This window comes from Aliidiomarina sp. (genome assembly GCF_047920995.1).
Taxonomy (GTDB): Bacteria; Pseudomonadota; Gammaproteobacteria; order Enterobacterales; family Alteromonadaceae; genus Aliidiomarina.
This window is the reverse complement of record NZ_JBLRWZ010000014.1, coordinates 1-22,393: the sequence shown is the minus strand read 5'-3', so window position 1 is coordinate 22,393 and position 22,393 is coordinate 1. Positions and strand designations below refer to the sequence as shown.

Below are 22,393 nucleotides of genomic sequence, written 5' to 3'. Positions count from 1 at the left end.
CGAAAGGGAATGATCATGAAACTATTTGTTCGTAGCCTACTAAAAGGCTTAGCTATTCTACTGCCATTGATTATTACCATCGAACTGATTCGCTGGTTATTAAGAACGGTGGAATCAAGTTTATCGCCGGTGCTTGAAGTAGTGTTACCAAACCAATGGTACCTTCCTGGCATGGCCATTATCTGCTTCATTTTACTCTGTGTATTTATTGGCTTTAGCGCGCGGTGGAAAAGCTTTGATTGGTTGTGGAGCTTACCTGGCAAAGTAATGATGAAAATTCCGGGCACCAAGCAAATTTACGGCATCATGCAAGATGTAATAGATGTGATGTCGGGGAAGAATTTCGCTGATGAATCGGTAGTTCTCGTTCAACTCCCACAATCTAAGGTTGAACTGATTGGTATTGTAACCAAAAAGAGCGGGATAAAAAATGACCGTATGTCGTCGCTAATTGAAGACGATCATATCGCGGTATTTTTGCCTATGGCATATAACGTGGGTGGCTATACCATCATTGTGCCGCGCTCGTGCACCAAGAATATTGATATGAAGCCAGCAGAAGCATTGCAGCTGGTATTAAGTGGTGGTTTGGGCTCTTCCAACATGCCAAAAAAGAACTAAGGCAATAAGAATTTCAGCAACCTTATGCTCAGTTTAATCTAGAAATGCGCTTACATCTAGGCATAAAAAAAACCGGCGATTGCTATGCAATTGCCGGTTTTTAATTCTGCTTTACTTACTAAATCAAATGATAACTTATCAGATGATTAGAACTGGTAACGAACACCAATTTTAGCAGACCAAGTTGAAGCACGTGCATTGAAGCGAGTTGCTGACGCAGGTGTTTCATCGAAGCCACCGAAAGGTGTACTGTAAATGTACTGTCCAGTTTCAGGATCAACTGCCACTGCAGCTAAGTTAACACCAGTATCTGAGAAGCTTACAGTGTGGCGCTGGTTCTTAATACCAACCATCTCTAAAACGTTACGAATATCTACGTAAATCGCACCTTTATGGCCTTCCATTAAACCTGGAATTTCTTGCTCGAAGCGGAAATCTAGGTTGGTGTTCCAAGGGCCACGGTTGCCTTCATTACGCACCGCATAACCACCAGCGAACTGGCTTAGGTTAGCTGCATCTAACCACTGAGAGAACTCAGCGTAGGTTAAACCACCGCTATAACGTACGTTTGGATCATCTGCTCCACTTGGAATGTACGGCAAATAGTTGCTTGAAGACCACAAGTTGTTTTGTGAGCCATCACCAAAACCACGGAAACGGAAGGTATCAAGCGCGTAGCTATATGGACGGCCTGAAGTACGGTCCCAGAACAGTGCGAAGTTCGAACGGTAACCCGGGCGCAGCTCATACGAGTAATTCACTGACGCCATAAAGCGGTGCTCGATTTCATATGAAGCTCGACCAACAGTAGGGTTGTTCTTATCGATCGCAGTTTGGAAGTTGTAGTTTGAGTGTGCAGTAGATGAACCACCAGAAGTGATATCTTTCACGTCTTGGTTGGTATAGCTAAGGCGCAAGCTCAAGCCGTTATCCCAAGTGTTACCAGCGCTGAAAGTAGACACGATACTACGGCCACCAGAAACGTTATTCAACAAGATATCGTAGCGATTGGTATTAAAGCCACCTACGGTATCAGGACGTGGGCCTGCTAATGGATCCCAGCTTACATACAATGGACGACCGCCAGCTGAAGTAACTTGGTTGCCAGCATCGTCGAGTAGTGCCGCTTTAGCTAGGTTAGTCCACGCTACTTCACGGTTTTTCTCGGTGTAAATTACTTCCGCAGATGCAAACCACCCTTCACCTAACGGGCCTAAATCTAACTCTGCATAATCAAGCGCTAAGCTGTAACGCGTATCGTATGGCATTTTGAAGTTAGGATCGATTGGCGTAGTGTTACCATCACCGGCTTGCAATGCATCGCGCATTGATTGTGGAACACTCTTAATATCTACATTTTCAACGTTGTTTAGGTTTGGCGCTGCAACAATGGTTACACCATCGTTGGTATAGGCATTAGAGATCCACACATTCGGACGACCACCAGAGAACATACCGGCACCACCACGAATAGTGATGTTATCGTTGTACTCATAGTTGAAGCTAAAGCGTGGTAGCCACAGGTCTAACCCATCCATGTTGTTCGTGTTATCAAAACCATAGCGATCCACGAAGTTTTGGTTAAACGCTGGTCTATCGCTTGAGCTAAAGCGCTCATAGCGTAAACCGAAGCTTAGCGTTAAATCCCAGTTCACATCCCAAGTATCTTGTAAGTACAACGCGGTGCTGCTGTATGCAAATTCTGCCGCGCCATCATCTGAGTTGTTCGTGAACGCATTTTGATACTGAACTTGTGAGGCAGAACGATTCTCAAAATCGGCAATGCTATCGAAGAAGAAGTTACCCAACGAGTTTTGTACGAATACGTTAAACACGTCAATTTCTTGATGTTCGATACCAAACTGAATTTGATGCTCGTTCATTAAGTATTCAGCATGCAACTGCAATTCTGTAGTAGTAGTTTCCAAACGGTTTGCATGGCGCGAACGATCTGGACCAAGGTTAATTTGACCAGCGTTACCGCCTGGGTTCTCATCGTCAAGGAAGCGAACTTGCACTTGGCCAAAGTTACGGCCTAATGACGGATCCTGGCCAGTTGTTACATCTTTAACAGAGGCTTTAAATTCAGTACTGAAATTGTTTGCCCAATCTGAATATACTTGTAGTGCAAAGTTATCCATTTCTTGGGTACGCGTGTACCAGTAAGAATTTAAGTTTAAGTTAGTTAGGCCACCGGTAGTTGTATTGTTGGCTGCAACATCTTTAGCGCTTTGGTAAGTAAACGATAAGCGGTGGTCGTTATTAATGTTCCAGTCGATTTTTGCTAAGATTTTTTCATCTTGCTGATCCGGCTGCACATTCCAATCACCAGCATCAACACCGTAAACATCCCGAGCAATGCCCTGAATACGGTTAATTACGCTAGGATCAATGTTCTTTGTTTCAACAGCAGATGAGCCCAACGGGCCTTGCGCAATTGAAGTTGGCTCTGAATATTCTTCGTAGTTTACAAAGAAGAATAATCGATCTTTAAGGATAGGCCCGCCAAGGCTGAAACCATAGGTTTCTTCTTTATAATCAAGGTTCGGCCGCGCCGCATTTGGAGTATAACGGCTTGCTTTTGGACTGCCAGCTAAATCATCGCTGGCGAACTCATAAAATACTGAACCACGGAATTCATTGGTACCAGAACGAGTTACTGCGTTGATACGCGCGCCTGTAAAGCCGCTATAACGTGCATTAAATGGAACTGATTGGATTGATACCTGCTCTATAGCATCAATAGATACCGGTGAACGGTTAGTTGGATAGCCACCAGAGTTCAAACCAAAATCATCGTTCTGGCCGATGCCATCTACAGTGATACTGTTATAACGTGGGTTATTACCACCAACCGTAAGTGAACGGTTATCATCACCTAAATCGGTTGCTAATGGATTTTGCCGTACAACATCTTTCAAATCACGATCGAAAGTTGGCATGTTGCGAATTTCACTTTCACCCCAAGTGCTCGAAGAGCCTGCTTGCAATGAAGTAGTATTGATTGTGCGACCCGTTACGGTAATTCGCTCTATGTTATCGCGACGCTCATCAAGTTGAGCATTCAAACGATAAGCATCACCTAACTGCAAGAAGATATCTTCTAAAGTTTTGCCTTCGTAAACATCTGAATCGATGATAACAATGTAAGGACCACCAACGCGCAAACCTGTTGCGGTAAATACACCCGCTGAGTTGGTTGTTGCTGTTGAAATAGTACCGGATGGAACGTGCTGGATGATAACGCGAGTATTGGCCACTACTTCGCCTTGTGGACCAACAATCTGGCCACGCATTGCAGATGAAGTATCTGCGATTGCGATTCCAGACATACCTAACGTAAGCGCTACTGCTGCAGCAATGCGAGTCAGTTTCGTCGTTTTAGTCATGCCAATTTTCCTGCATAGTTAGTGTGTGAGAGTTTTGAGTAATCTTGGTCGCGCTACGATAATCAAGGAATGTTGCAATTCAATGACAATCGACAAAATTAAGCGCGCGTATTCTATGACAAATTCGTGACAGTTTCACCGCTTTTCTGCCGAAATTTGCCGCCTTTTTGTTATTTAATTGTAACTTACCAGTTATGTTTTCGAGTATAGATTATACAACTAAGATGACAAAATTTTTACAATTGCCATAGATTAATTATTGATCAGCAGCAAGATATTCGCTTATTTCGGTTATAAAGGCGTGGCCATATCGCTCCAGCTTAATTAAACCAACACCTGATATACGCAGGAATTCTTGTTCAGAGGTGGGCAGTAACAAGGCCATTTCTTGGAGGCTCACATCACTGAATACCACAAATGGTGGCTTACCTTCGGTTTCAGCGATTTCTTTACGCAACTTCTTCAAGCGCCTAAATAACGCTTTATCATGTTGGCCTTGCTCAACCACACTGTTGAGCCCACTAGTGGCAGCCAACCGCGGTTCGGCAAGCGTAAGCGCTATTTCACCACGCAATAACGGCCGAGCCTCTTCGGTAAGCACCAAGGCGCTATGCCGACGAATATCTTGAATGAGCAAGCCCCGATGAATTAATTGCCGAATCACAGAAACCCAATATTCAGCAGAGTGATCGCTACCGATACCATAGGTGGAAAGTTGCTCGTGGTTGAACTGTTTAATTTTTTGGTTTTGGCTGCCTCGCAGTACATCTACCACATGGTTCACACCGAACTGTTGGCCCGTTCGATATACACAACTTAGCGCTTTTTGTGCATCTACTGTGCCATCATACTGGCGGGGAGGTTGTAAACAGAGATCGCAATTACCACAGGCTTTATCGCGATACTCATTGAAGTAGTTTAATAACACTAAACGGCGGCAGGTTTGCGCCTCCGCAAATGAATTCATGGCGGAAAACTTTTGCTTTTCCACCCGCAATTGCGGTGTTTCATCATGCTCTTCCAGCATACGCCACACCCAAGCCGCGTCGCCTGGCTCGTACAACATAATCGCTTCGGCTGCGGCGCCATCACGACCTGCTCGGCCAGTTTCTTGATAGTAGGCTTCGATGCTGCGAGGCAAATCAAAATGCATAACAAAGCGCACATTCGGTTTATTGATACCCATGCCAAAGGCAACCGTGGCCACTACTACATCAATATCATCACGAATGAAGCCTTTTAAGGCGGCATTACGCACATCATGATTTAATCCAGCATGGTAGGCGGCCGCGCGCACTCCTTCTCGCATCAGCATTTCGGCAAGCTCTTCTGTGCGTTTTCGGCTACCACAATAAATGATGCCAGATGCACCACGTTGCCGTTTCACATATTTTAGTACTTGAGTACGAGCCTTATATTTTTCTTGCACGATATAACGAATATTGGGGCGATCAAAGGAGCCTTGCACTAAGCGTGGTTCACGCAGTTGCAAACGATCGATAATATCTTGCCGGGTTACCGCATCAGCAGTTGCCGTAAGTGCTAGAACAGGCACGCTAGGCAACCACTCGCGCACCATTCCTAGCTGCCCATACTCAGGCCGAAAATCATGGCCCCATTGCGAGATACAGTGTGCTTCATCTACTGCGATCAACGCTACCTTGAGCTCTTGCAAACGCTCACGGAAATGAGCCTGCAACAACCGCTCCGGCGCCAAATACAGCACCTTCAGCTCACCACGGTGTAATAGGCGAAAGGTTTCCATAATTTCTGGGGCATTTAAGCCAGAGTGAATAGCAGCGGCAGGCAACCCTACTTCCCGCATTGCGGCAACTTGGTCGTCCATTAAAGATACCAACGGTGAAACTACAATGGTAACGCCATCGAGTAACATAGCGGGTAGCTGGTAGCATAGTGATTTACCAGCACCCGTTGGCAACAAAGCAAGCGTATCGCCACCAGCAAACACATTACTAATAATCTCTTCTTGGCCAAATCGAAAAGCATCATAGCCGAATACCTTTTTCAGTAATTCAGCCGCCTGAGTAAGCGTTGCACCTTGGTGTTCGGTTGCGTGATGATTGGCCATGGAAAACTGTGGCAATAGATTCTCACTTTGTTGTTATGGTATTCGCATTGGGTGTGTTGCTTAAGCATCTTCCTTTAGCTACCTAGATTCATAACGATTTCGGCGCAAAAACAAGGCGATCCGCTGATTCAACATTGACTCAAAGTTTGATGCTGCCTATTGTATGCATCCTAGCCACAGATAACCATGAGCATATGACGCATTCTGCCGTAATTGAGCAAATTTCCGCCTTTATGAACGAACGGATCCCTTTTCAAAAGTATCTGGGTATCCAAGTAACCAAATTTGACGCGCAAGAATCGGAAGTGCGCTTTCAATGGAAAGATGAACTGGTGGGCAACGCGCCCATGCAAATTCTGCATGGTGGGGCCACAGCTACCGCTTTAGATACCGCTGGCGGCGTGGTGATTATGGCGAGCGTTATTGAACGTTTAGATAAAGGTCTAACCGCTGAGCAAATCGTAAAACATATGGCCCGCTGCGGTACTATTGATTTACGTGTGGATTATGTGCGCCCCGGCCGTGGTAAAGAGTTTATTACTACCGCTACCATTATTCGTTCAGGCAGCCGGGTAGCTGTTGCGCGTATGGAGATGCATAATGAAGAAGGCATGTTAATTGCTTTTGGTACTGGCACTTATATCGTTGGCTAAAAACACCTTCCACCGTATTAAGGGCCTAATCTGCCTCTCACATAGGTAACATTTGTGGCGAACTCAAATACCCCAGACACCGGTACAAACACTGCCCGCCAAGGCGTTTTCTTCGCTCTTGGCGCCTATATGATTTGGGGTTTAGCGCCAATTTATTTTAAAACACTCGCCCATGTGCCAGCCCTAGAAGTGCTTGCTCATCGAATTATGTGGGCGTTTCTTTTTATGTTGGTACTAATTTTAGCCAGTGGCCGCATGCAACAGGTGGTGCGCGCCTTTGATTCCCCAAAGCTACTACTACAACTGGCACTTGCTGCCTGTTTAATTGGCTTGAACTGGTTTTTGTTTATTTGGGCTGTGGCCAACGACCATATTCTTGATGCCAGCCTGGGTTATTATATTAATCCGTTACTGAACGTGGCCATAGGTATGCTGTTCTTCGGCGAACGTTTGCGCCGCTTGCAAGTGATTGCCGTATTATTGGCGGTTATTGGTGTGGCGATTCAAATCATTACTTTCGGCTCGGTACCATGGATAGCACTGGTGCTAGCGGGTTCTTTTGCTACCTATGGCGCAATCCGCAAAAAACTGCCATTTGATTCGCTTACTGGCTTATGGCTGGAAGTAATTCTGCTATTACCTTTTATCTTGGTTTATTTCTTTATATTTGCTAATAGTAGCGCTAGCAACATGTTGGAAAATACATGGCAACTCAATGGCTTGTTAGTATTGGCTGGCGTTATTACCACGGTGCCTTTGCTGTTCTTTACTGGCGCCGCCAAGCGCATTCGCTACTCCACCTTGGGGCTGTTCCAATACATTGCACCCAGCATGATGTTTATCTTAGCAGTACTGATTTATAACGAACCACTTTCCGCAGATAAGCTGATCACCTTCATTATTATCTGGAGCGCCCTCGCCATCTACACTGTAGATGCAGTACGCACGCATCAGCAAGTGCGCAAAGCTGCGAAAGCGATTCGGGCGAGCGAGTAATGCTAACTTAATGGCGTGAGCTTGGCGTAGCTCACCATGAGCCATTTGCTTCCCACTGCATCAAAATTTACTTGAATGCGGCTTTGCGGCCCGGAGCCCTCGTAGTTCAGCACGGTTCCTTCGCCGAACACTTGATGCAAAACACGCTGCCCTAAGCGAAAGCCCGTTTCCGTAAAAGATTCATGGGAAGCGCCACTATGGAAACGGCTACGCTGTTGCATGGGTTGCTGTACCCGGGTTTGCGCCCGCACTTCATCAAGATACTCCACAGGAATTTCGGCGATAAAGCGGCTTGGCGTATGAAAGTTTTCTTGGCCATATAAGCGCCTACTTTCCGCGTAGGTAAGAATGAGCTTTTCCATGGCTCGGGTCATGCCCACATAACAAAGCCGCCGCTCTTCTTCCAGCCGCCCAGGTTCTCCTGCCGACATTTGTGAAGGAAAGGTTCCTTCCTCCATGCCGGTCATGAATACCAAACGGAATTCCAGCCCTTTAGCACTATGTAAGGTCATCAGCTGCACCGCATCTTGATATGCATCCGCTTGCTCTTCACCCGATTCTAATGCAGCATGAGCGAGAAATTCGGCCAGAGGGGTTATGCCTTCCTCGCCAGTAGGGGCAAACGTTTCCGTAGCACTTACTAGCTCTTGCAAGTTTTCTACGCGAGTTTCTGCTTTATCACTTTGTTCGGCTTGGTACATTGCCAACAAGCCACTGCGCTTCATTACAGTATCCGCTTGCATGGAAAGTGGCTTATCTGTGCAGTGATCTTCGAGCTCATTAATTAAATCCAAAAAGCCTGCCACTGCGCTTTTTGCCCGGCCACTCAGCAGCGATTCCTGCACCATAACGCGAGCCGCATCCCACATCGTAAGCTGCCGACCGCGAGCTAATTCGCGCACTAATCCAAGTGTGCGTTCGCCGATACCCCGGGTGGGTGTATTCACCACACGCTCGAACGCGGCATCATCTTGGCGATTGCTCAGCAAACGCAAATAGGCCACGGCATCTTTCACCTCTTGGCGATCAAAGAAGCGCAAGCCACCATAAATGCGATACGCCAACCCTGCGTACAACAAGCCTTCTTCCAGCACCCGCGATTGCGCATTATTACGATATAACAATGCCACATCACTAAGCGCGCCGCCTTGATCTTGCCAGCGCTTAATTTGGCTCACAATGTAACGGGATTCTTCTTGTTCATTAAATGCCGCATACAGGGAAATTTGCTCACCCTCTTGGCCTTCGGTCCATAAATCTTTACCAAGCCGATCGCTATTATTACCGATTACTTTGTTGGCAGAATTCAAAATGGTGGCCGTAGAGCGATAGTTTTGCTCTAAACGGATTGTTTGCGCGTTGGGGAAATCACGTAAGAAATGTTGCAGGTTTTCCACCTGAGCCCCACGCCAACCGTAGATCGATTGATCATCATCACCAACAATCGCCACATGGTTTTCTTGCCCCGCAAGCATGCGTACCCAGGCATACTGAATTTGGTTCGTATCTTGGAATTCATCTACCAAAATATGCCGGAACCGGCGCTGGTAATGCTCGCGCACATGTTTGTTATCGCGTAATAGCTCGTGTACGCGCAATAAGAGTTCGGCAAAATCTACCAAACCCGCTCGATCGCAAGCCTCTTGATAAGCGCGATAGATTTGCAACTGGGTTTGCTCAGTAGGATCAAAGGTATCAATGTGCTGCGCCCGCAAACCATCGTCTTTCTTGGCATTGATGTACCATGCTGCTTGCTTAGCAGGCCATTGCTTTTCGTCTAAATTAAGCGCCTTAATGGTGCGTTTCAGCAGGCGCTGCTGATCATCCGAATCGAGGATTTGAAAGTTCTGCGGCAAACGCGCGTCTTGATAATGCGCTCGCAATAGCCGATGAGCTAGGCCATGGAACGTACCTATCCACATACGCTGCACATCACGGCCAAGCAGTTTTTCTACGCGCCCGCGCATTTCCGCTGCAGCTTTATTAGTAAATGTTACCGCCAATATCGACATGGGTGAGTAATTCATTACTTGAATTAACCAAGCAATACGATGCACCAATACTCGAGTTTTGCCGCTGCCCGCTCCCGCCAGTACCAGCATATCTTGCTCGCCGGCACTAACCGCCTCACGTTGGCGATCATTTAAGCCATCTAAAAGATAAGAAACATCCATTGGGGTACCTTTATTCATATCGGGCGGTTTTGGTTTTCAGCGCTGTTAAGTGAGCAATGTTACTGTATAAAAAACCAGTAGGCAATGCGCAATTAACGCATTTGAGGAGGCCGTGTTGGTAGCTGAATTCTAGGAAAAAACTGCGTTAAGCTAACGTGGTAATAAGGCAGCAAGCGCCTGCACATCGCTAATGGTGGCGTGCGGTAAGCGAGTAGCTGGGCCACTTTCCGCTTTCCCTGAAGCCGCGGGTTGTAGCCAAATCGCTTGTGCTCCGAACGTATGCGCTCCTTGCACATCACTTACCGGATGATCCCCCACGTGCAGAAGTTGCCCCGCATCACGTAACAACAAATGCTGCGCTGCTGCAGTAAACATATCACTGAAGGGTTTACCACGCAGGCCATTACCCGGCTGATACGCCGCTTGAAAGTAATCACCTAAACCAATTCGCTGTACATCGGCATTACCGTTACTAATGGCTACTAACGGATAAAACTCTGCTAACTGCGCCAGCAGCGCATGTACTTCAGGGGTTATTTCTACGCGATTACGTGCACTTAAAAACTCGGCCATGGCTGCCCGCGCTGCGCGCTCTGCATCAGCAATACCATACTGTTTAAGCGTGCGTTGCAGGGTGGCCATCCGTAACGCAGTCATGTTACTGGCCAATTCCGCATTCTCGGCAGCAACTTGATTACGCAGCGCTCGCCACGCCAATACATCAAGCTCAGCGGTTTGCGGGTAGGTATCAGCGAGAAAATCAGCCACATGCTGCTCAGCACGCAACATTACCGGCACGTTATCGTACAACGTATCATCAAGATCGAAGCTAATTGCCGTGAACGGCCGCAAACGTTGGTGAAATTGCCACATAACTGCTCTTCTCTGTAACTACTCTGTTGTTCGCTTAGCGCCGTTTCGCGCGCGGGTGCGCTGCATCATAAACTTCAGCTAAACGTTGAAAATCTAAATGTGTATAAATTTGTGTGGTGCTCAAATTGGCGTGCCCAAGCATTTCTTGTACAGCACGTAAATCGCTACTGGCTTCCAACATATGGGTGGCAAAGCTATGGCGTAATTTATGCGGGTGTAAATTATCAAATAGGCCTTGCTCTACTCCCCACTTCTTCAAACGCAGTTGCACCGATCTAGGAGTTAAGCGCTTTTGCTGTTTACTTAAAAACAATGCAGGTTGATCACTGCTAGGCCAAGTATTGCGCTCAGCAAGCCATTGCCGCAGCCATTTCGCGGCTTCCTTACCATAGGGCACAATGCGGGTTTTATTGCCTTTACCTGTAACACGGAGCTCACGGTCGGGTTGAATATCGTTTACGTTTAGCGAAACCAGCTCTGCTAAGCGCAAACCACTGCTGTACATGAGTTCAAACATCGCCCGATCGCGCAGCGCCAACGGATCATCGGCTGGAAACTCTAATAGCTGCAAAATTGCATCAATATCGAGGTTTTTCGGTAATCTTTTCGGGGATTTCGGTGCTTTTACTACTTTCGCAGGATTGGCACTCAGTTCACCGCGTGCCACCAGTGCATCAAAAAATGTGCGAAGGGCGGCCAAACGTTGGTGCAAGGTACTTGGCCCTGCACCCGCATGCCGCCAAGCCATTACTAAGCGCTCTACAGTAGTTACATCTACTTCTTGCCAACGTTCCACACCAAGCGCTTCTAACTCTACAATAGCTTTGGTTAACTGCCGTTGATAGCTTCCCACGCTGTGTGTGGAGTAGCCGCGCACGTCGCGTAAATAATCTATAAAGCGGGTTACTTCAGCGGCTAATGTCATATTAGCGTTCTGTGTTACTGGCTATGCTACTAACCGCGGCAGATTCCTTTGCATTGGCTGCGAGATTTTCAGAGGAAAGCATGCCAGGTAGTAAGAAGCCCAATAATACCTGTAATTGGGAAATAAGCAGGAAATCCATAGCCGGCTCAAAGTGCAATGAATCTCGGCTACCCACAGCCAGAATACCTAGCTCGCCTTGTGCACCTAACTGCAATAAGGCCGCCGATTGCACTTGCTGTTCGGCACTAAATAGTAACTTTTGTTCATCTTGGCTTAAGCGCCCTAAGTACACGGGCTGCCCTTGAAAGCGGCGAGATAATAATTGTTTGTGGGTGTCAGCAGAAAACTGATACTGCTCTGGCACAGCCAAGGCATTATCAAACAGCTTCAGGCTACACGCGGTTAAACCCATTTCTTGGGTAAAGGTATTTTCCAATACCGCCACTAATTCAGCAAAGCCATTGGCTTTTAACAGTTGTTGATAGAGATTGCTGTAGCGCCGAAACAATAGTTCATTATGCTGAGCGTTGGCCATTAACGCTGTAATTTCATCTTCTAAAGCAGCAATCTTGTCGCGTAGCGCACGCTGTTGGCGTTCAATCAAAGAAACCGAGCCTTGCGCCTGATGCTTCATATTTAAATGCGCCAGTACCTCTGGCTGTTGCTCGAAGAAATCTGGGTGGCTTTGTAAGTAATCAACCACCATTGCAGCATCAAGCTGTGCAACCGCTTGCATTGATTCAGTAACTGCCACTTTGTTCACGCTTGTTGCTTTCTTATTGCTCATAATGCCATTTGTCCATCAAATACATGTTCAGTAGGGCCGCGCATCCATAACCGCCCCCCAGGTTGCCAACTAATTTCTAGCTTACCACCAGGTAACTCTACCGTTACTGGTGAATTCAATTTATTTTGCTGTATGCCCCATACCGCCGCGGCACAGGCCCCGGTGCCACACGCTTGAGTTTCGCCTACGCCGCGCTCGAATACCCGTAATTTCGCCGAATTCGTACCGGTAATTTGCATAAAACCAATGTTTGCACCTTCAGAGAACCGTTCATAACCTGTAAGTAGAGCACCCACTTCGGCCACTGGTGCGGTATCCACATCGTCTACTAACATTACACAATGTGGGTTGCCCATACTGAGAACGCCCACCAAAAAGGTTTGCTCATGCGCTCGCAATATATAAGTGGTTTCAGCTTTATTCGCCCGAAATGGAATTTTGCTCGGCTCAAAAATAGGCTCGCCCATATCCACATTCACTTGCCCATCTGCTTCCAGGCGAATTTGTATCACGCCTTTCTTCGTACTTACTTTAATCTCGTTTTTATTGGTAAGGCCTTTCATTTTCACAAACCGGCCAAAGCAACGAGCACCATTACCACACTGCTCTACTTCTGAACCATCAGCATTAAAAATTCGATAATGGAAATCCACATCAGGATCATACGGTGGCTCAACTAACAGCAGCTGATCAAAACCAATACCGCGATGGCGATCGGCCAAAGTAGCTATTTGCTCACGGTTCAAAAAAATGCTTTGGGTAACACTATCAATTACCACAAAATCATTGCCTAAACCGTGCATTTTTGCAAAGTGAATCAGCATGTTTATCCTTCAGAAGCGGGTATCAAACTTTCACCACGCCACACATCTTCAAGCGTTTCCCGCGCCCGAATCAAGAACGCTTGATCACCGGCAACCATTATTTCGGGCGGCCGAGGGCGAGTATTATAATTAGAGCTCATAGTGAAACCATAGGCTCCCGCGCTTTTAACTGCTAGTAAATCTCCGGCAGCCACTCGCATCGTTCTATTTTGGCCAAGAAAATCACCCGTTTCACATACCGGGCCAACCACATCACCATGTACTTCTGGCGCATTTGATGCAGCCACGTTCACAATATCGTGATGGGCTTGGTACAACGAAGGGCGCAATAAATCATTCATGCCCGCATCAACTATAATAAAATGTTTATGGCCGTTAAACTTTAAGTATTCCACTTTTGTAAGTAATACACCTGCATTAGCAACAATAGCTCGGCCTGGTTCTAAATACAGGGAAAGATGCGGATAATCGGCTATCCGTTTCAGCATGGCTTGAATATAACTTGCTACCTGAGGCGGCTCTTCATCTGTGTAAGTAACACCCAAACCGCCCCCCATATCAATATGCTGTAAGTGAATGCCCACTTCGGTAAGGCTATCTACCAGCGCCAGCATACGCTCAAGGGCTGCTAGGAAGGGTTCAATCTCGGTAAGCTGCGAGCCGATATGGCAATCTGCACCCACGATTTTGATACCCGGCAGCGTGGCAGCCCGCTGATAAGTAGCAAGTGCTTCTTGCATGGGTATGCCAAATTTGTTGTCTTCCAAGCCAGTGGCGATATAGGGATGGGTTTTCGCATCTACATCTGGGTTTACCCGAAATGAAATGCGCGCCGTGTGTTGCATTGCGGTAGCAATGGCACTGATACGTTCCAGCTCGGCATCCGATTCCACATTAAATTGGCCAATACCAAGTTCCAGCGCATAACGAATTTCTGCATCAGATTTCGCCACCCCCGAGAATACAATATCAGCAGCCTTACCGCCCGCTCGCATTACGCGGGCTATTTCACCACCAGAAACCACATCAAAACCGGCACCCAAATCGGCCAACACCTGCAATACCGCTAAGTTGCTATTCGCTTTTACTGCATAACACACTTTATGCGGCGCTGGTAATTGTTCACTAAAAGCACGCCAGTTCTCAGTAATCACCGCACGTGAATACACGTAGCACGGTGTACCAAATCGCTCGGCGATATTGGCAAGGGCGATTTGCTCCACATACAGCACGTTATTACTGCTGTGAAAAAACGGTTGCTGGGGCTTAGCGTTTGGCATGTTCTTCCTGTACTAATTGAAGTTGCTGGTGATTTAAAAGGCTTTGTTCTAAACGCGCTCGCTCATGCGTAGCTTGCTCGCTATCTACTGGCTTAGTTTGCGTTGTTTCTGGCTCGGGCTCTGGCAAATACAGGGGCCCTTTTTGGCCACAACCCACTACCATTCCGATAGCCAAGCACAACAAACTCACCTTAATGAATGGCCATTGCCACTGGGTTCTCGTGCGTTTTGTCATAAGTAGCGTTACACTTAACCTTAAAGTTTAGAATAAAGAGCCTTATAATCGCATTCACGTGCCATTTTGTCACCCGCAAGTGTGGTAAATGCATAACCTCACTGCAGCGGCATTCGCATCGTTGCAGCGCAAAACACGGAACTATTACATGAGCAACACGCAAACACTTACCATCGCAACTCGTAAAAGTGCACTTGCACTCTGGCAAGCGGAGCATATTAAAGCGCGTTTAGAAGCCCTGCATCCTGACTTGCAAGTTGATCTGCTGCCCATGAGCACGCGCGGTGATGTAATTCTTGATACGCCCTTAGCGAAAATTGGTGGCAAAGGATTATTTGTAAAAGAACTTGAAGTTGCCATGATCGAAGGCCGCGCCGATATCGCTGTGCATTCAATGAAAGATGTTCCGGTTGAGTTTCCGGATGGGTTAGAACTTGCCACCATTTGCACTCGTGAAGACCCACGTGATGCGTTCGTTTCTAATACGTACTCAACCCTCGCAGAAATGCCACCGGGCGCTGTTGTAGGCACATGCAGCTTACGCCGCCGTTGCCAAGTGAGCGAGCGATTTCCACAGCTAATCATCAAAGATTTACGCGGCAATGTGCAAACTCGCCTGCGCAAGCTGGATGAGGGGCAGTTTGATGCCATTATTCTAGCTGCCTCGGGTTTAAAACGTTTAGAGCTTCACGATCGTATCACCAGTTGTTTAAGCCCTGAAGATTCACTGCCCGCAAACGGCCAAGGCGCACTTGGCATTGAGTGCCGTAGTGATGATGCTCGGGTAAAAGCACTACTCGCTCCTTTAGAAGATTTCGATACTCGCGCTTGCGTATTGGCTGAGCGCGCTATGAACCGGCGCTTAGATGGCGGCTGCCAAGTACCCATTGGGGCCTATGCTGAACTACAAGGTGAACAACTTATCCTGCGTGGCTTAGTTGGCGCTACCGATGGTTCGCAAGTAATTCGCAACAGCATCCAAGGCCCGGTAGCGCAAGCCGAAACATTAGGCCGCGAACTGGCGGATAAATTACTTGCTGCTGGTGCTGGTGAAATATTGGCGGCTGTATATGCTGCCTCAAACGATTAAGGATTATTCATGCGCCCGGGAGTTTTGCTCATTCGCCCAAACCAACACAGCGATCCGCTGGAGTTAGCGCTGCGCGATTTGGGCTACCCGGTGTATCAGCATGCGGTGGTAACCATTCAGCCTGTACCCATTGCAGATGAAGTGCTGCAACATTGGTGCGAAGGGGATTGGCACGGCGTTATTGTAATTAGCCCGAATGCCGCGCGCATTTTTGCAAAGCAGATTAGTAAGTTTAATCAGGCCAACGATACCGGGCAACTCAGCTGGCCGAAAAGCAATTATTATGCCGTTGGTGAGGGTACCGCCGAAACACTGAAACCATTGTGCCAGCAGCCGGTAACCTATCCGGCCAGCCAATATACCAGTGAGGCATTATTAGCGCTAAGCGAGTTCGCCGAGGTTAGCCAACAGAATTGGCTGATTATTACCGGTAAAAATGGCCGCGAATTATTGCCAAATACCTTACACAAACGCGGCGCAACAGTAACCGTAGCAGAAGTATATGAGCGCCAGCCAAGCATAGAAAGTTTGCCCGCAGCGGAACCTGAATGGCAAGAAAACGTCCAATGTATTATGGTATCAAGCGTAGAGCAGTTGCAGCTGTTCTACAGCAATCTTTCCGAGCAAGCTCAACAATGGGCATTGCAGCAAGTTTGGGTAGTACCAAACGGCCGAGTAGCCGATAAATTACAAGAATTCGGGGTTGCTAATGCGCGTATTCATCGTGCTGAAAATGCAACGCCAGCAGCACTTACCCATTGTTTTCAGTTAATTAGGGAATCGCAGTTCATGAGTGAACAGAAGCACACAGAAGAAAACGAACAGCAACCTAACGTAGATACGAGCGCTGCGAGCAAATCACCGGCGCCTGGCAAAAAGGAAGCCACCAAACAAAAGAATAGCAAAACTGCTCGGCGGGAACCGAAAACAGGCCTTGGTTGGTTTGCAAAGTTCATGCTCGTGATTATTTTTCTGTGTGCAGTGGTGTTATCGGTTGGCGGCTATTGGTTATGGCAACAGCAAGAAAAAATTGCCGCTGATACGGCTATCCAACTAACCGCAGTGCAAGACCGATTAGCGCAAGCGCAAAACGATCAGCCGATATTTCAACCTGAGCAATTACAGCAAGAACTTACCAACATGCGTGAGAGCATACAGCGGGAAATGGATAATCAGTTTGCCCGCGAACGCCAAGCCAGAGAGCGTGGTTTAGAGCGGATAGATGCATTGCGCGAAGATGCTATTGCTTCCTTACAAGTAGCTACCGACCAGAACTCCAGACAGCTTACTCGCCTTAGTGAGCAGGTGCGTACTACCGATGTGCGCCAAAGTTCGCATTGGCACTTGTTGGAAGCATTCGATTTCGTGAGTGCTGCCGTTCATCGGCTCAGCTTCGATTATAATCGCGCTAGCGCCATGAACCTTTTAGAGCAGGCGCGTGATTTACTCACCGAACAGAACCCCACGGAGTATCAGCAAATCATTCGACAAATTAATTCTGATTTGGAGATGATTGCAGAGTTGCCTGAAATCAACACTCAGGCCATCGCGTTGCGCCTGCTGCGAATGCAACCACAAGTTAGAACCTTGCCATTCGCTGCCGATTTTCGCGGTACCAGCACCCCGGAAGCTGAGGAGCTCGATACCAGCATCAAGAATTGGCGTGCGAACCTCGCTAGTGCCTGGGAATCATTCAGTGAAGATTTAATTAAAGTGCAGCGCCATGATGGCGTGCCCATGCGCCTTAACCATGATCAGCAGGCATTATTAATGAGCCGTGTTGAACTGCAACTGCAAATTGCCCAACAAGCTGCCTTAAACCACCATGGCGAATACTATCGTAATACCCTACGCGATATTATCGACATGCTAGAGCGTTTCTTTGCCACCGAACATCGTGATGTGGTGCAAATGATTGCCGAACTTGATGCGTTACAAGCGTTATCCGTAGAGCCTGATTACCCCACCAGTTTACTTTCTCGCGCCATGCTGCGTGATCGCATTGATGACATTCGCAACAATAGCCAAGGGGAGTAAGCTGCGTGCTAAAAGCATTTGTTATTCTTCTTATTATTGCTGCAGGGCTGATTATAGGTCCAATGTGGTCTGGAGATTCCGGCACCCTTATTTTGCTCGTGGGAAACTACTCGATTGAAATGAGCTTGGTAGTGGCCACGGTGATTTTATTCATTGCACTGTTTGTAATTTGGCTCATAAAGCTGGCACTACAAAAACTATTTCGCGGCCACTCCGTTACTTTGCAATGGCTACGCAACCGTAAACACCGGCAAGCAGAAGAGCTGCTTGAGCGCGCATTTACAGAGTGGTTAGCAAAAAATTACGCGGCTACTGCGCACCTAGCAGAAAAGGCGGCCCGCCACCACATTCGGCCTACCCAGTGCTACCTAATCGCCGCCTCAGCACATCAAGCATTAGGTAATGCGGCTGAGCAGCAGCGTTTAATTACTCTCGCTACCCAGCAAGATGGGGCCACACTTGCCGTGCAGTTAACCAAGCTTGAATACAGCAACGATTCGGGAGAAGCGCTGCGTATCGCCCAGCATCTGTTGCAGGAATATCCTCGTAACATGAGTGTACTACGAGCAGCCGCAGCGGCGATGTTCCGGCACAAACATTTACAATCATTACGCGAATTACTGCCAGCATTAAATGATGAGCAAGCTTTGCCTCGCGCTCGTTTAGCCGAATACACCCGGGCCTGCTACCGCAGCCACTTTAATGCACTTGGTGCCGATCGCGAAAAACTGCTTGAGGCTTGGTCGGCTCTGCCGAAGAAGCAACGCCGCAATACGTCAATACGCCTTGGTTACTTAGATGTATTAACCGAACGTGGCTACGGCGCGGTGGCAGCCAAAGTAGCGGCGCGTGGCTTACATTACCAAGCGCTTACCGCTAGCGATTTACTCCCATATGATGCTCGCAGTTGGCGAGAAACAGCAGAGCTTCGCAACGAGATTGAGTTACAAGTAAAGGCTCACCCTCAGCATCCAAATTGGCTATTGTTACTTGCGATTATTGCGATTCAAGAAGGCGATGCGGGGCTCGCAGAGCGCGCCGCACAGAAAGCCATTAGCATTAAACCTGATTTTCTAGCATATCGTGTTTTAGGTGATGCGTTACTCGCGAATAATCAACGAGACGGTGCGCTCAATGCATTTCGCCAAGCCGTTATCTTACGGCAAGGATAGAATAGGCTATGCTGTTTAGTTGGTTATGTAGTAACTACCAGCTTAAAACCGTTGCCGTAGCCCCGCGCAATGCCACTGCAATATGGCTGATGGCGTTTACATGCCTGCTTATTACTGCATTTATATTACCCGAAGCAAAGGCGCAGCAAACAAGCTCTGCAACTGTGAATGTTCGAATTGAGGGCGTTAGTGGCCGAGCCGCAACAAACGTGCGCAATCGCTTACAAATTTACACCTATCACCAACAAAACGCGCCAGGCACTAGCCGGCTTAGATATCTTCACGATATGGCCTTTCGCGATATTCGTAATGCGCTTAGCCCCTATGGTTTTTACCAGGTGCAAGTAGAAAGCTCATTAGAACTGATAGATGGCGTATGGCAAGCGCATTATCAAATCACTCCCGGTACGCCAATCAATATCGCCTCAGTTTCGATTACAATTGTTGGTGAAGGTGAACAAGACCAAGCATTCAATAACCTGATTCAACGCTTAGCAGTGCGCAGAGGCGCTCGCCTGCAACATGCGGATTATGAGAATGCTAAATCGCGCTTGCGCACACTAGCCGCCGAACGCGGCTATTATCAATCGCGCTTTGTTAAACAAGAGCTGCGTATCGATTTAAACGCTTACGAAGCGCATGTAGTTCTTGAATTAGATAGTGGCCCACGCTACCGGTTTGGCGAAATCCGCATCACCGATAACCATCTTGATCGAGATGTGATGCTGCGGTTTATCGGTTTTAAAGAAGGCGATTATGTAAGTAGCAACGAACTGCTCATGCTGCAATTAGGCCTCTCCGATAGTGATTATTTTAGCCGAGTTGAAGTACAGCCATTATGGCGTGAAGCCGATGATGAGTTTCGTGTACCCGTAGAAATAGAGTATGAACCGATTCTGCGTACTCACTACCAAACCGGTATCGGCTACGGCACAGATACTGGGCCGCGCCTGCGTTTTGATTTAAATCGGCGCTGGGTAAATACCCGTGGCCATCGCTTTAACTCGCAAGTACAAATATCAGAAATACTTTCGAGTGTGGGTGGTAGCTATATTATTCCTGGCCAAAGGCCACAAACAGATCAATATGCAATACGTACCTTATGGACCGATGAAGACACCGGCAATACCCGTTCGGAAAGGCTTTCTGTGGGTGTTACCTGGCAAACGCAGCTTACTCGAACCCAGCGCATTTTAGCGCTTGATTGGCTTACTGAGCGTGATCGCTTAGAAGGCGAGCGCCGAGATAGTGAGTTCTTATTGCCAAGCGCACAGTGGAGCCGAGTGCATACCGAGAACCGCTTTAATGTAAATGATGGCTTTCGCTTAGCGCTTTCCGTGCGCGGTGCTTCTGATGCACTGTTCTCCGATACAGATTTCGGCCAAGCAACATTAGAAGGCAAATTTGTATACCGCTTAGCCGATCGCTGGCGCATTCTCTCACGCGCAGAAGTTGGTACTTCAATCAGTGGCGATTTCGATAAAGTGCCTACGTCACTGCGATTCTATACGGGTGGTGATAACAGCGTACGCGGCTACGCTTATCGCTCAATCGGCCCACGCGATGATTTAGATGCCATAAAAGGTGCGCGGCATTTACTGGTGGGAAGCGCAGAAGTAGACTATGAATTCCGCGCGAACTGGCGTATTGCCGCCTTTATCGATTCTGGGAATGCCTTTGATGATATTAGTGAGCCCATGAAAACAGGCGCAGGCTTTGGTGTTCGCTGGCAAAGCCCCATCGGGCCAGTTCGTATTGATTTAGCGCATGCGTTTTCTCGGCCCGGTGATAAGATCCGCTTGCATCTAACCATAGGGCCTGATTTATGATGTTCTGGCGCTGGGTAAAACGCACTATATATAGCTTGCTCGCGTTGCTACTGATTGTGGCAACTACGCTTACTGTATTGTTAACTACACAATTTGGCACAACAGTTACGCTAGCGGCGGTGAACCCGTTTATTCCTGGCAAAATCCATTACGAGAGCATGCAAGGCGCTTTCTTACGTGATTTCGATATGCAGGGTTTGCAGTATGAGAATGAAGAGCTTTATGTTGCCGTAGAAGAAATCAGCTTACGATGGCGGCCATGGCAATTGCTTCGTAAACAACTACATATTCGCGCACTTGAAGTGCATGGCGTAGTAATACACATGCCAGAAAGTGAAGGTTCGGCAGAGCCTGGACCTGTTTTTCCTACTGCATTACCCAATATTCATTTACCTTTCGAGTTTCGTTTAGACCAAAGCCAACTTACCAATTTACAGTTTGTGCAGGGCGATAACGCCACTATTGTTGAGCGGGCGCAATTACGCGCGCGTAACCGCGGCGACACTCTGCATTTGTATGCCTTTAGCGTTACTACTCCAGAGCTTCACGCACAGCTACACGGTACCATTACGCCTAACGGAAATTACCCATTGCAGTTAAACACTCTGGTGCGTTTTGAACTACCAAATTTCGGCTTTACCACGGTTACTGGGCAGCTCCAAGGCAACATTGAGCAATTACAGTTACACCAACAGGTAAGTGGTATTGCCAATGCCGATATCAATGTAACCGTATTCGAAGCTACTACTGAGCATTTACGTTGGGAAGGTTTAATTCGTGTGCTGCAAAGCAATCCTGAGTTGATTACGGGTATCGATTGGGTAAATGCAAGCCTGCAGGGGCAAGGTACCTTGCATAGCGTTGAGGGTGATTTCCGCGTAGAAGGGCGGCATCAAGAGCATGGCAATTTCGTAATTCGTTCAGAAGCTGCTTACAAAGGGGATGAATTCAGCCTCGATACCCTATTCGCGCGAGCTGATGATATCGGCCTAATGATAGATTTATCAGGCGCTGCAACTGTTCTGCCAGCCGAAAATATTAGTGCCACGCAGATTGATTTTAATATGGATGGTGTAATGCGCTATCAAGATTATCTTGATGGGGAAATACGCCTTTCACTTTTAGGCACACCAAGCGCCGTTGAACAACTTAATCTCTCGGCTGAATCATTTGCCACAACGTTAAAATTAACCGGTGATGCAGCCTGGGAAGAGGAGTTTACTTGGGATCTGCAGTTAGTAGTTGAGAACTTTGAGCTTGATCGCATTCTTGCCAATACTGCTCTTGCCGCTGATTACCAAGGCATGCTCAACGCTACCATTCACAGCGCAGGGCGTTGGCATGAGCAGCCGGAATTAAATGTAACAATTGCGCAATTGAGTGGCCGTTTAAACGAGCAAGATTTGCAAGTTTCGGCTG

17 protein-coding genes are annotated in these 22,393 nt (G+C 47.5%); 8 read left to right on the top strand and 9 right to left on the bottom strand.

What is annotated here, in order from left to right; translation table 11 throughout:
- Positions 1–15: 15 nt before the first annotated feature.
- Positions 16–621, top strand: a complete 606-nt coding sequence (locus ACNA7P_RS05425; protein WP_416257598.1) for a DUF502 domain-containing protein — start codon at positions 16–18, stop codon at positions 619–621.
- A 146-nt stretch (positions 622–767) separates the two neighbouring features.
- On the opposite strand, the gene ACNA7P_RS05420 is transcribed toward ACNA7P_RS05425, so the two are convergent.
- A complete protein-coding gene (locus ACNA7P_RS05420; protein ID WP_416257597.1) occupies positions 768–4,010 on the bottom strand; it encodes a TonB-dependent receptor in 3,243 nt (1,080 codons plus the stop codon).
- A gap of 256 nt (positions 4,011–4,266) precedes the next feature.
- Positions 4,267–6,099 (bottom strand): DNA helicase RecQ, encoded by a 1,833-nt coding sequence (gene recQ / locus ACNA7P_RS05415; protein ID WP_416257627.1) that lies wholly within the window; start codon positions 6,097–6,099, stop codon positions 4,267–4,269.
- 194 nt (positions 6,100–6,293) lie between these two features.
- On the opposite strand from recQ, the gene ACNA7P_RS05410 reads away from it, so the two are divergent.
- Together ACNA7P_RS05410 and rarD are read left to right on the top strand one after the other, a co-directional pair.
- Positions 6,294–6,752 (top strand): thioesterase family protein, encoded by a 459-nt coding sequence (locus ACNA7P_RS05410; protein WP_416257596.1) that lies wholly within the window; start codon positions 6,294–6,296, stop codon positions 6,750–6,752.
- Positions 6,753–6,806: 54 nt separating this feature from the next.
- The gene (gene rarD, locus ACNA7P_RS05405) at positions 6,807–7,748 is read left to right on the top strand and encodes an EamA family transporter RarD (RefSeq protein WP_416257595.1); all 942 of its coding nucleotides are present in this window, start codon (positions 6,807–6,809) and stop codon (positions 7,746–7,748) included.
- A gap of 2 nt (positions 7,749–7,750) precedes the next feature.
- On the opposite strand, the gene uvrD is transcribed toward rarD, so the two are convergent.
- The 7 genes from uvrD to lptM form a co-directional block, all read right to left on the bottom strand.
- Entirely contained in the window at positions 7,751–9,922 is a 2,172-nt protein-coding gene (gene uvrD, locus ACNA7P_RS05400; RefSeq protein WP_416257594.1) for a DNA helicase II, read from the bottom strand.
- Positions 9,923–10,072: 150 nt separating this feature from the next.
- The gene (locus ACNA7P_RS05395) at positions 10,073–10,795 is read right to left on the bottom strand and encodes an HAD-IA family hydrolase (protein WP_416257593.1); all 723 of its coding nucleotides are present in this window, start codon (positions 10,793–10,795) and stop codon (positions 10,073–10,075) included.
- A gap of 34 nt (positions 10,796–10,829) precedes the next feature.
- Positions 10,830–11,720 (bottom strand): tyrosine recombinase XerC, encoded by an 891-nt coding sequence (gene xerC, locus ACNA7P_RS05390; protein ID WP_416257592.1) that lies wholly within the window; start codon positions 11,718–11,720, stop codon positions 10,830–10,832.
- Position 11,721: 1 nt separating this feature from the next.
- Positions 11,722–12,507 (bottom strand): DUF484 family protein, encoded by a 786-nt coding sequence (locus ACNA7P_RS05385; protein ID WP_416257591.1) that lies wholly within the window; start codon positions 12,505–12,507, stop codon positions 11,722–11,724.
- The gene (gene dapF, locus ACNA7P_RS05380) at positions 12,504–13,331 is read right to left on the bottom strand and encodes a diaminopimelate epimerase (RefSeq protein WP_416257590.1); all 828 of its coding nucleotides are present in this window, start codon (positions 13,329–13,331) and stop codon (positions 12,504–12,506) included. The genes ACNA7P_RS05385 and dapF overlap by 4 nt, the downstream gene beginning before the upstream one ends.
- A gap of 2 nt (positions 13,332–13,333) precedes the next feature.
- Complete coding sequence (gene lysA, locus ACNA7P_RS05375; RefSeq protein WP_416257589.1) at positions 13,334–14,611, bottom strand: diaminopimelate decarboxylase; 1,278 nt, start codon at positions 14,609–14,611, stop codon at positions 13,334–13,336.
- A complete protein-coding gene (gene lptM, locus ACNA7P_RS05370) occupies positions 14,598–14,846 on the bottom strand; it encodes an LPS translocon maturation chaperone LptM (protein WP_416257588.1) in 249 nt (82 codons plus the stop codon). The genes lysA and lptM overlap by 14 nt, the downstream gene beginning before the upstream one ends.
- Before the next feature lie 148 nt (positions 14,847–14,994).
- Here lptM and hemC point away from each other — a divergent pair, with 148 nt between their 5' ends.
- The 5 genes from hemC to ACNA7P_RS05345 all read left to right on the top strand — a co-directional run.
- Entirely contained in the window at positions 14,995–15,936 is a 942-nt protein-coding gene (gene hemC, locus ACNA7P_RS05365; protein WP_416257587.1) for a hydroxymethylbilane synthase, read from the top strand.
- A 9-nt stretch (positions 15,937–15,945) separates the two neighbouring features.
- Complete coding sequence (locus tag ACNA7P_RS05360; RefSeq protein ID WP_416257586.1) at positions 15,946–17,973, top strand: uroporphyrinogen-III C-methyltransferase; 2,028 nt, start codon at positions 15,946–15,948, stop codon at positions 17,971–17,973.
- Between the two features lie 5 nt (positions 17,974–17,978).
- Positions 17,979–19,145, top strand: a complete 1,167-nt coding sequence (locus ACNA7P_RS05355; protein WP_416257585.1) for a heme biosynthesis HemY N-terminal domain-containing protein — start codon at positions 17,979–17,981, stop codon at positions 19,143–19,145.
- Between the two features lie 8 nt (positions 19,146–19,153).
- The gene (locus ACNA7P_RS05350) at positions 19,154–20,974 is read left to right on the top strand and encodes an autotransporter assembly complex protein TamA (protein WP_416257584.1); all 1,821 of its coding nucleotides are present in this window, start codon (positions 19,154–19,156) and stop codon (positions 20,972–20,974) included.
- Positions 20,971–22,393 (top strand): hypothetical protein (locus tag ACNA7P_RS05345; RefSeq protein WP_416257583.1); only part of this gene is annotated, 1,423 nt, incomplete at its 3' end. The genes ACNA7P_RS05350 and ACNA7P_RS05345, both read left to right, overlap by 4 nt.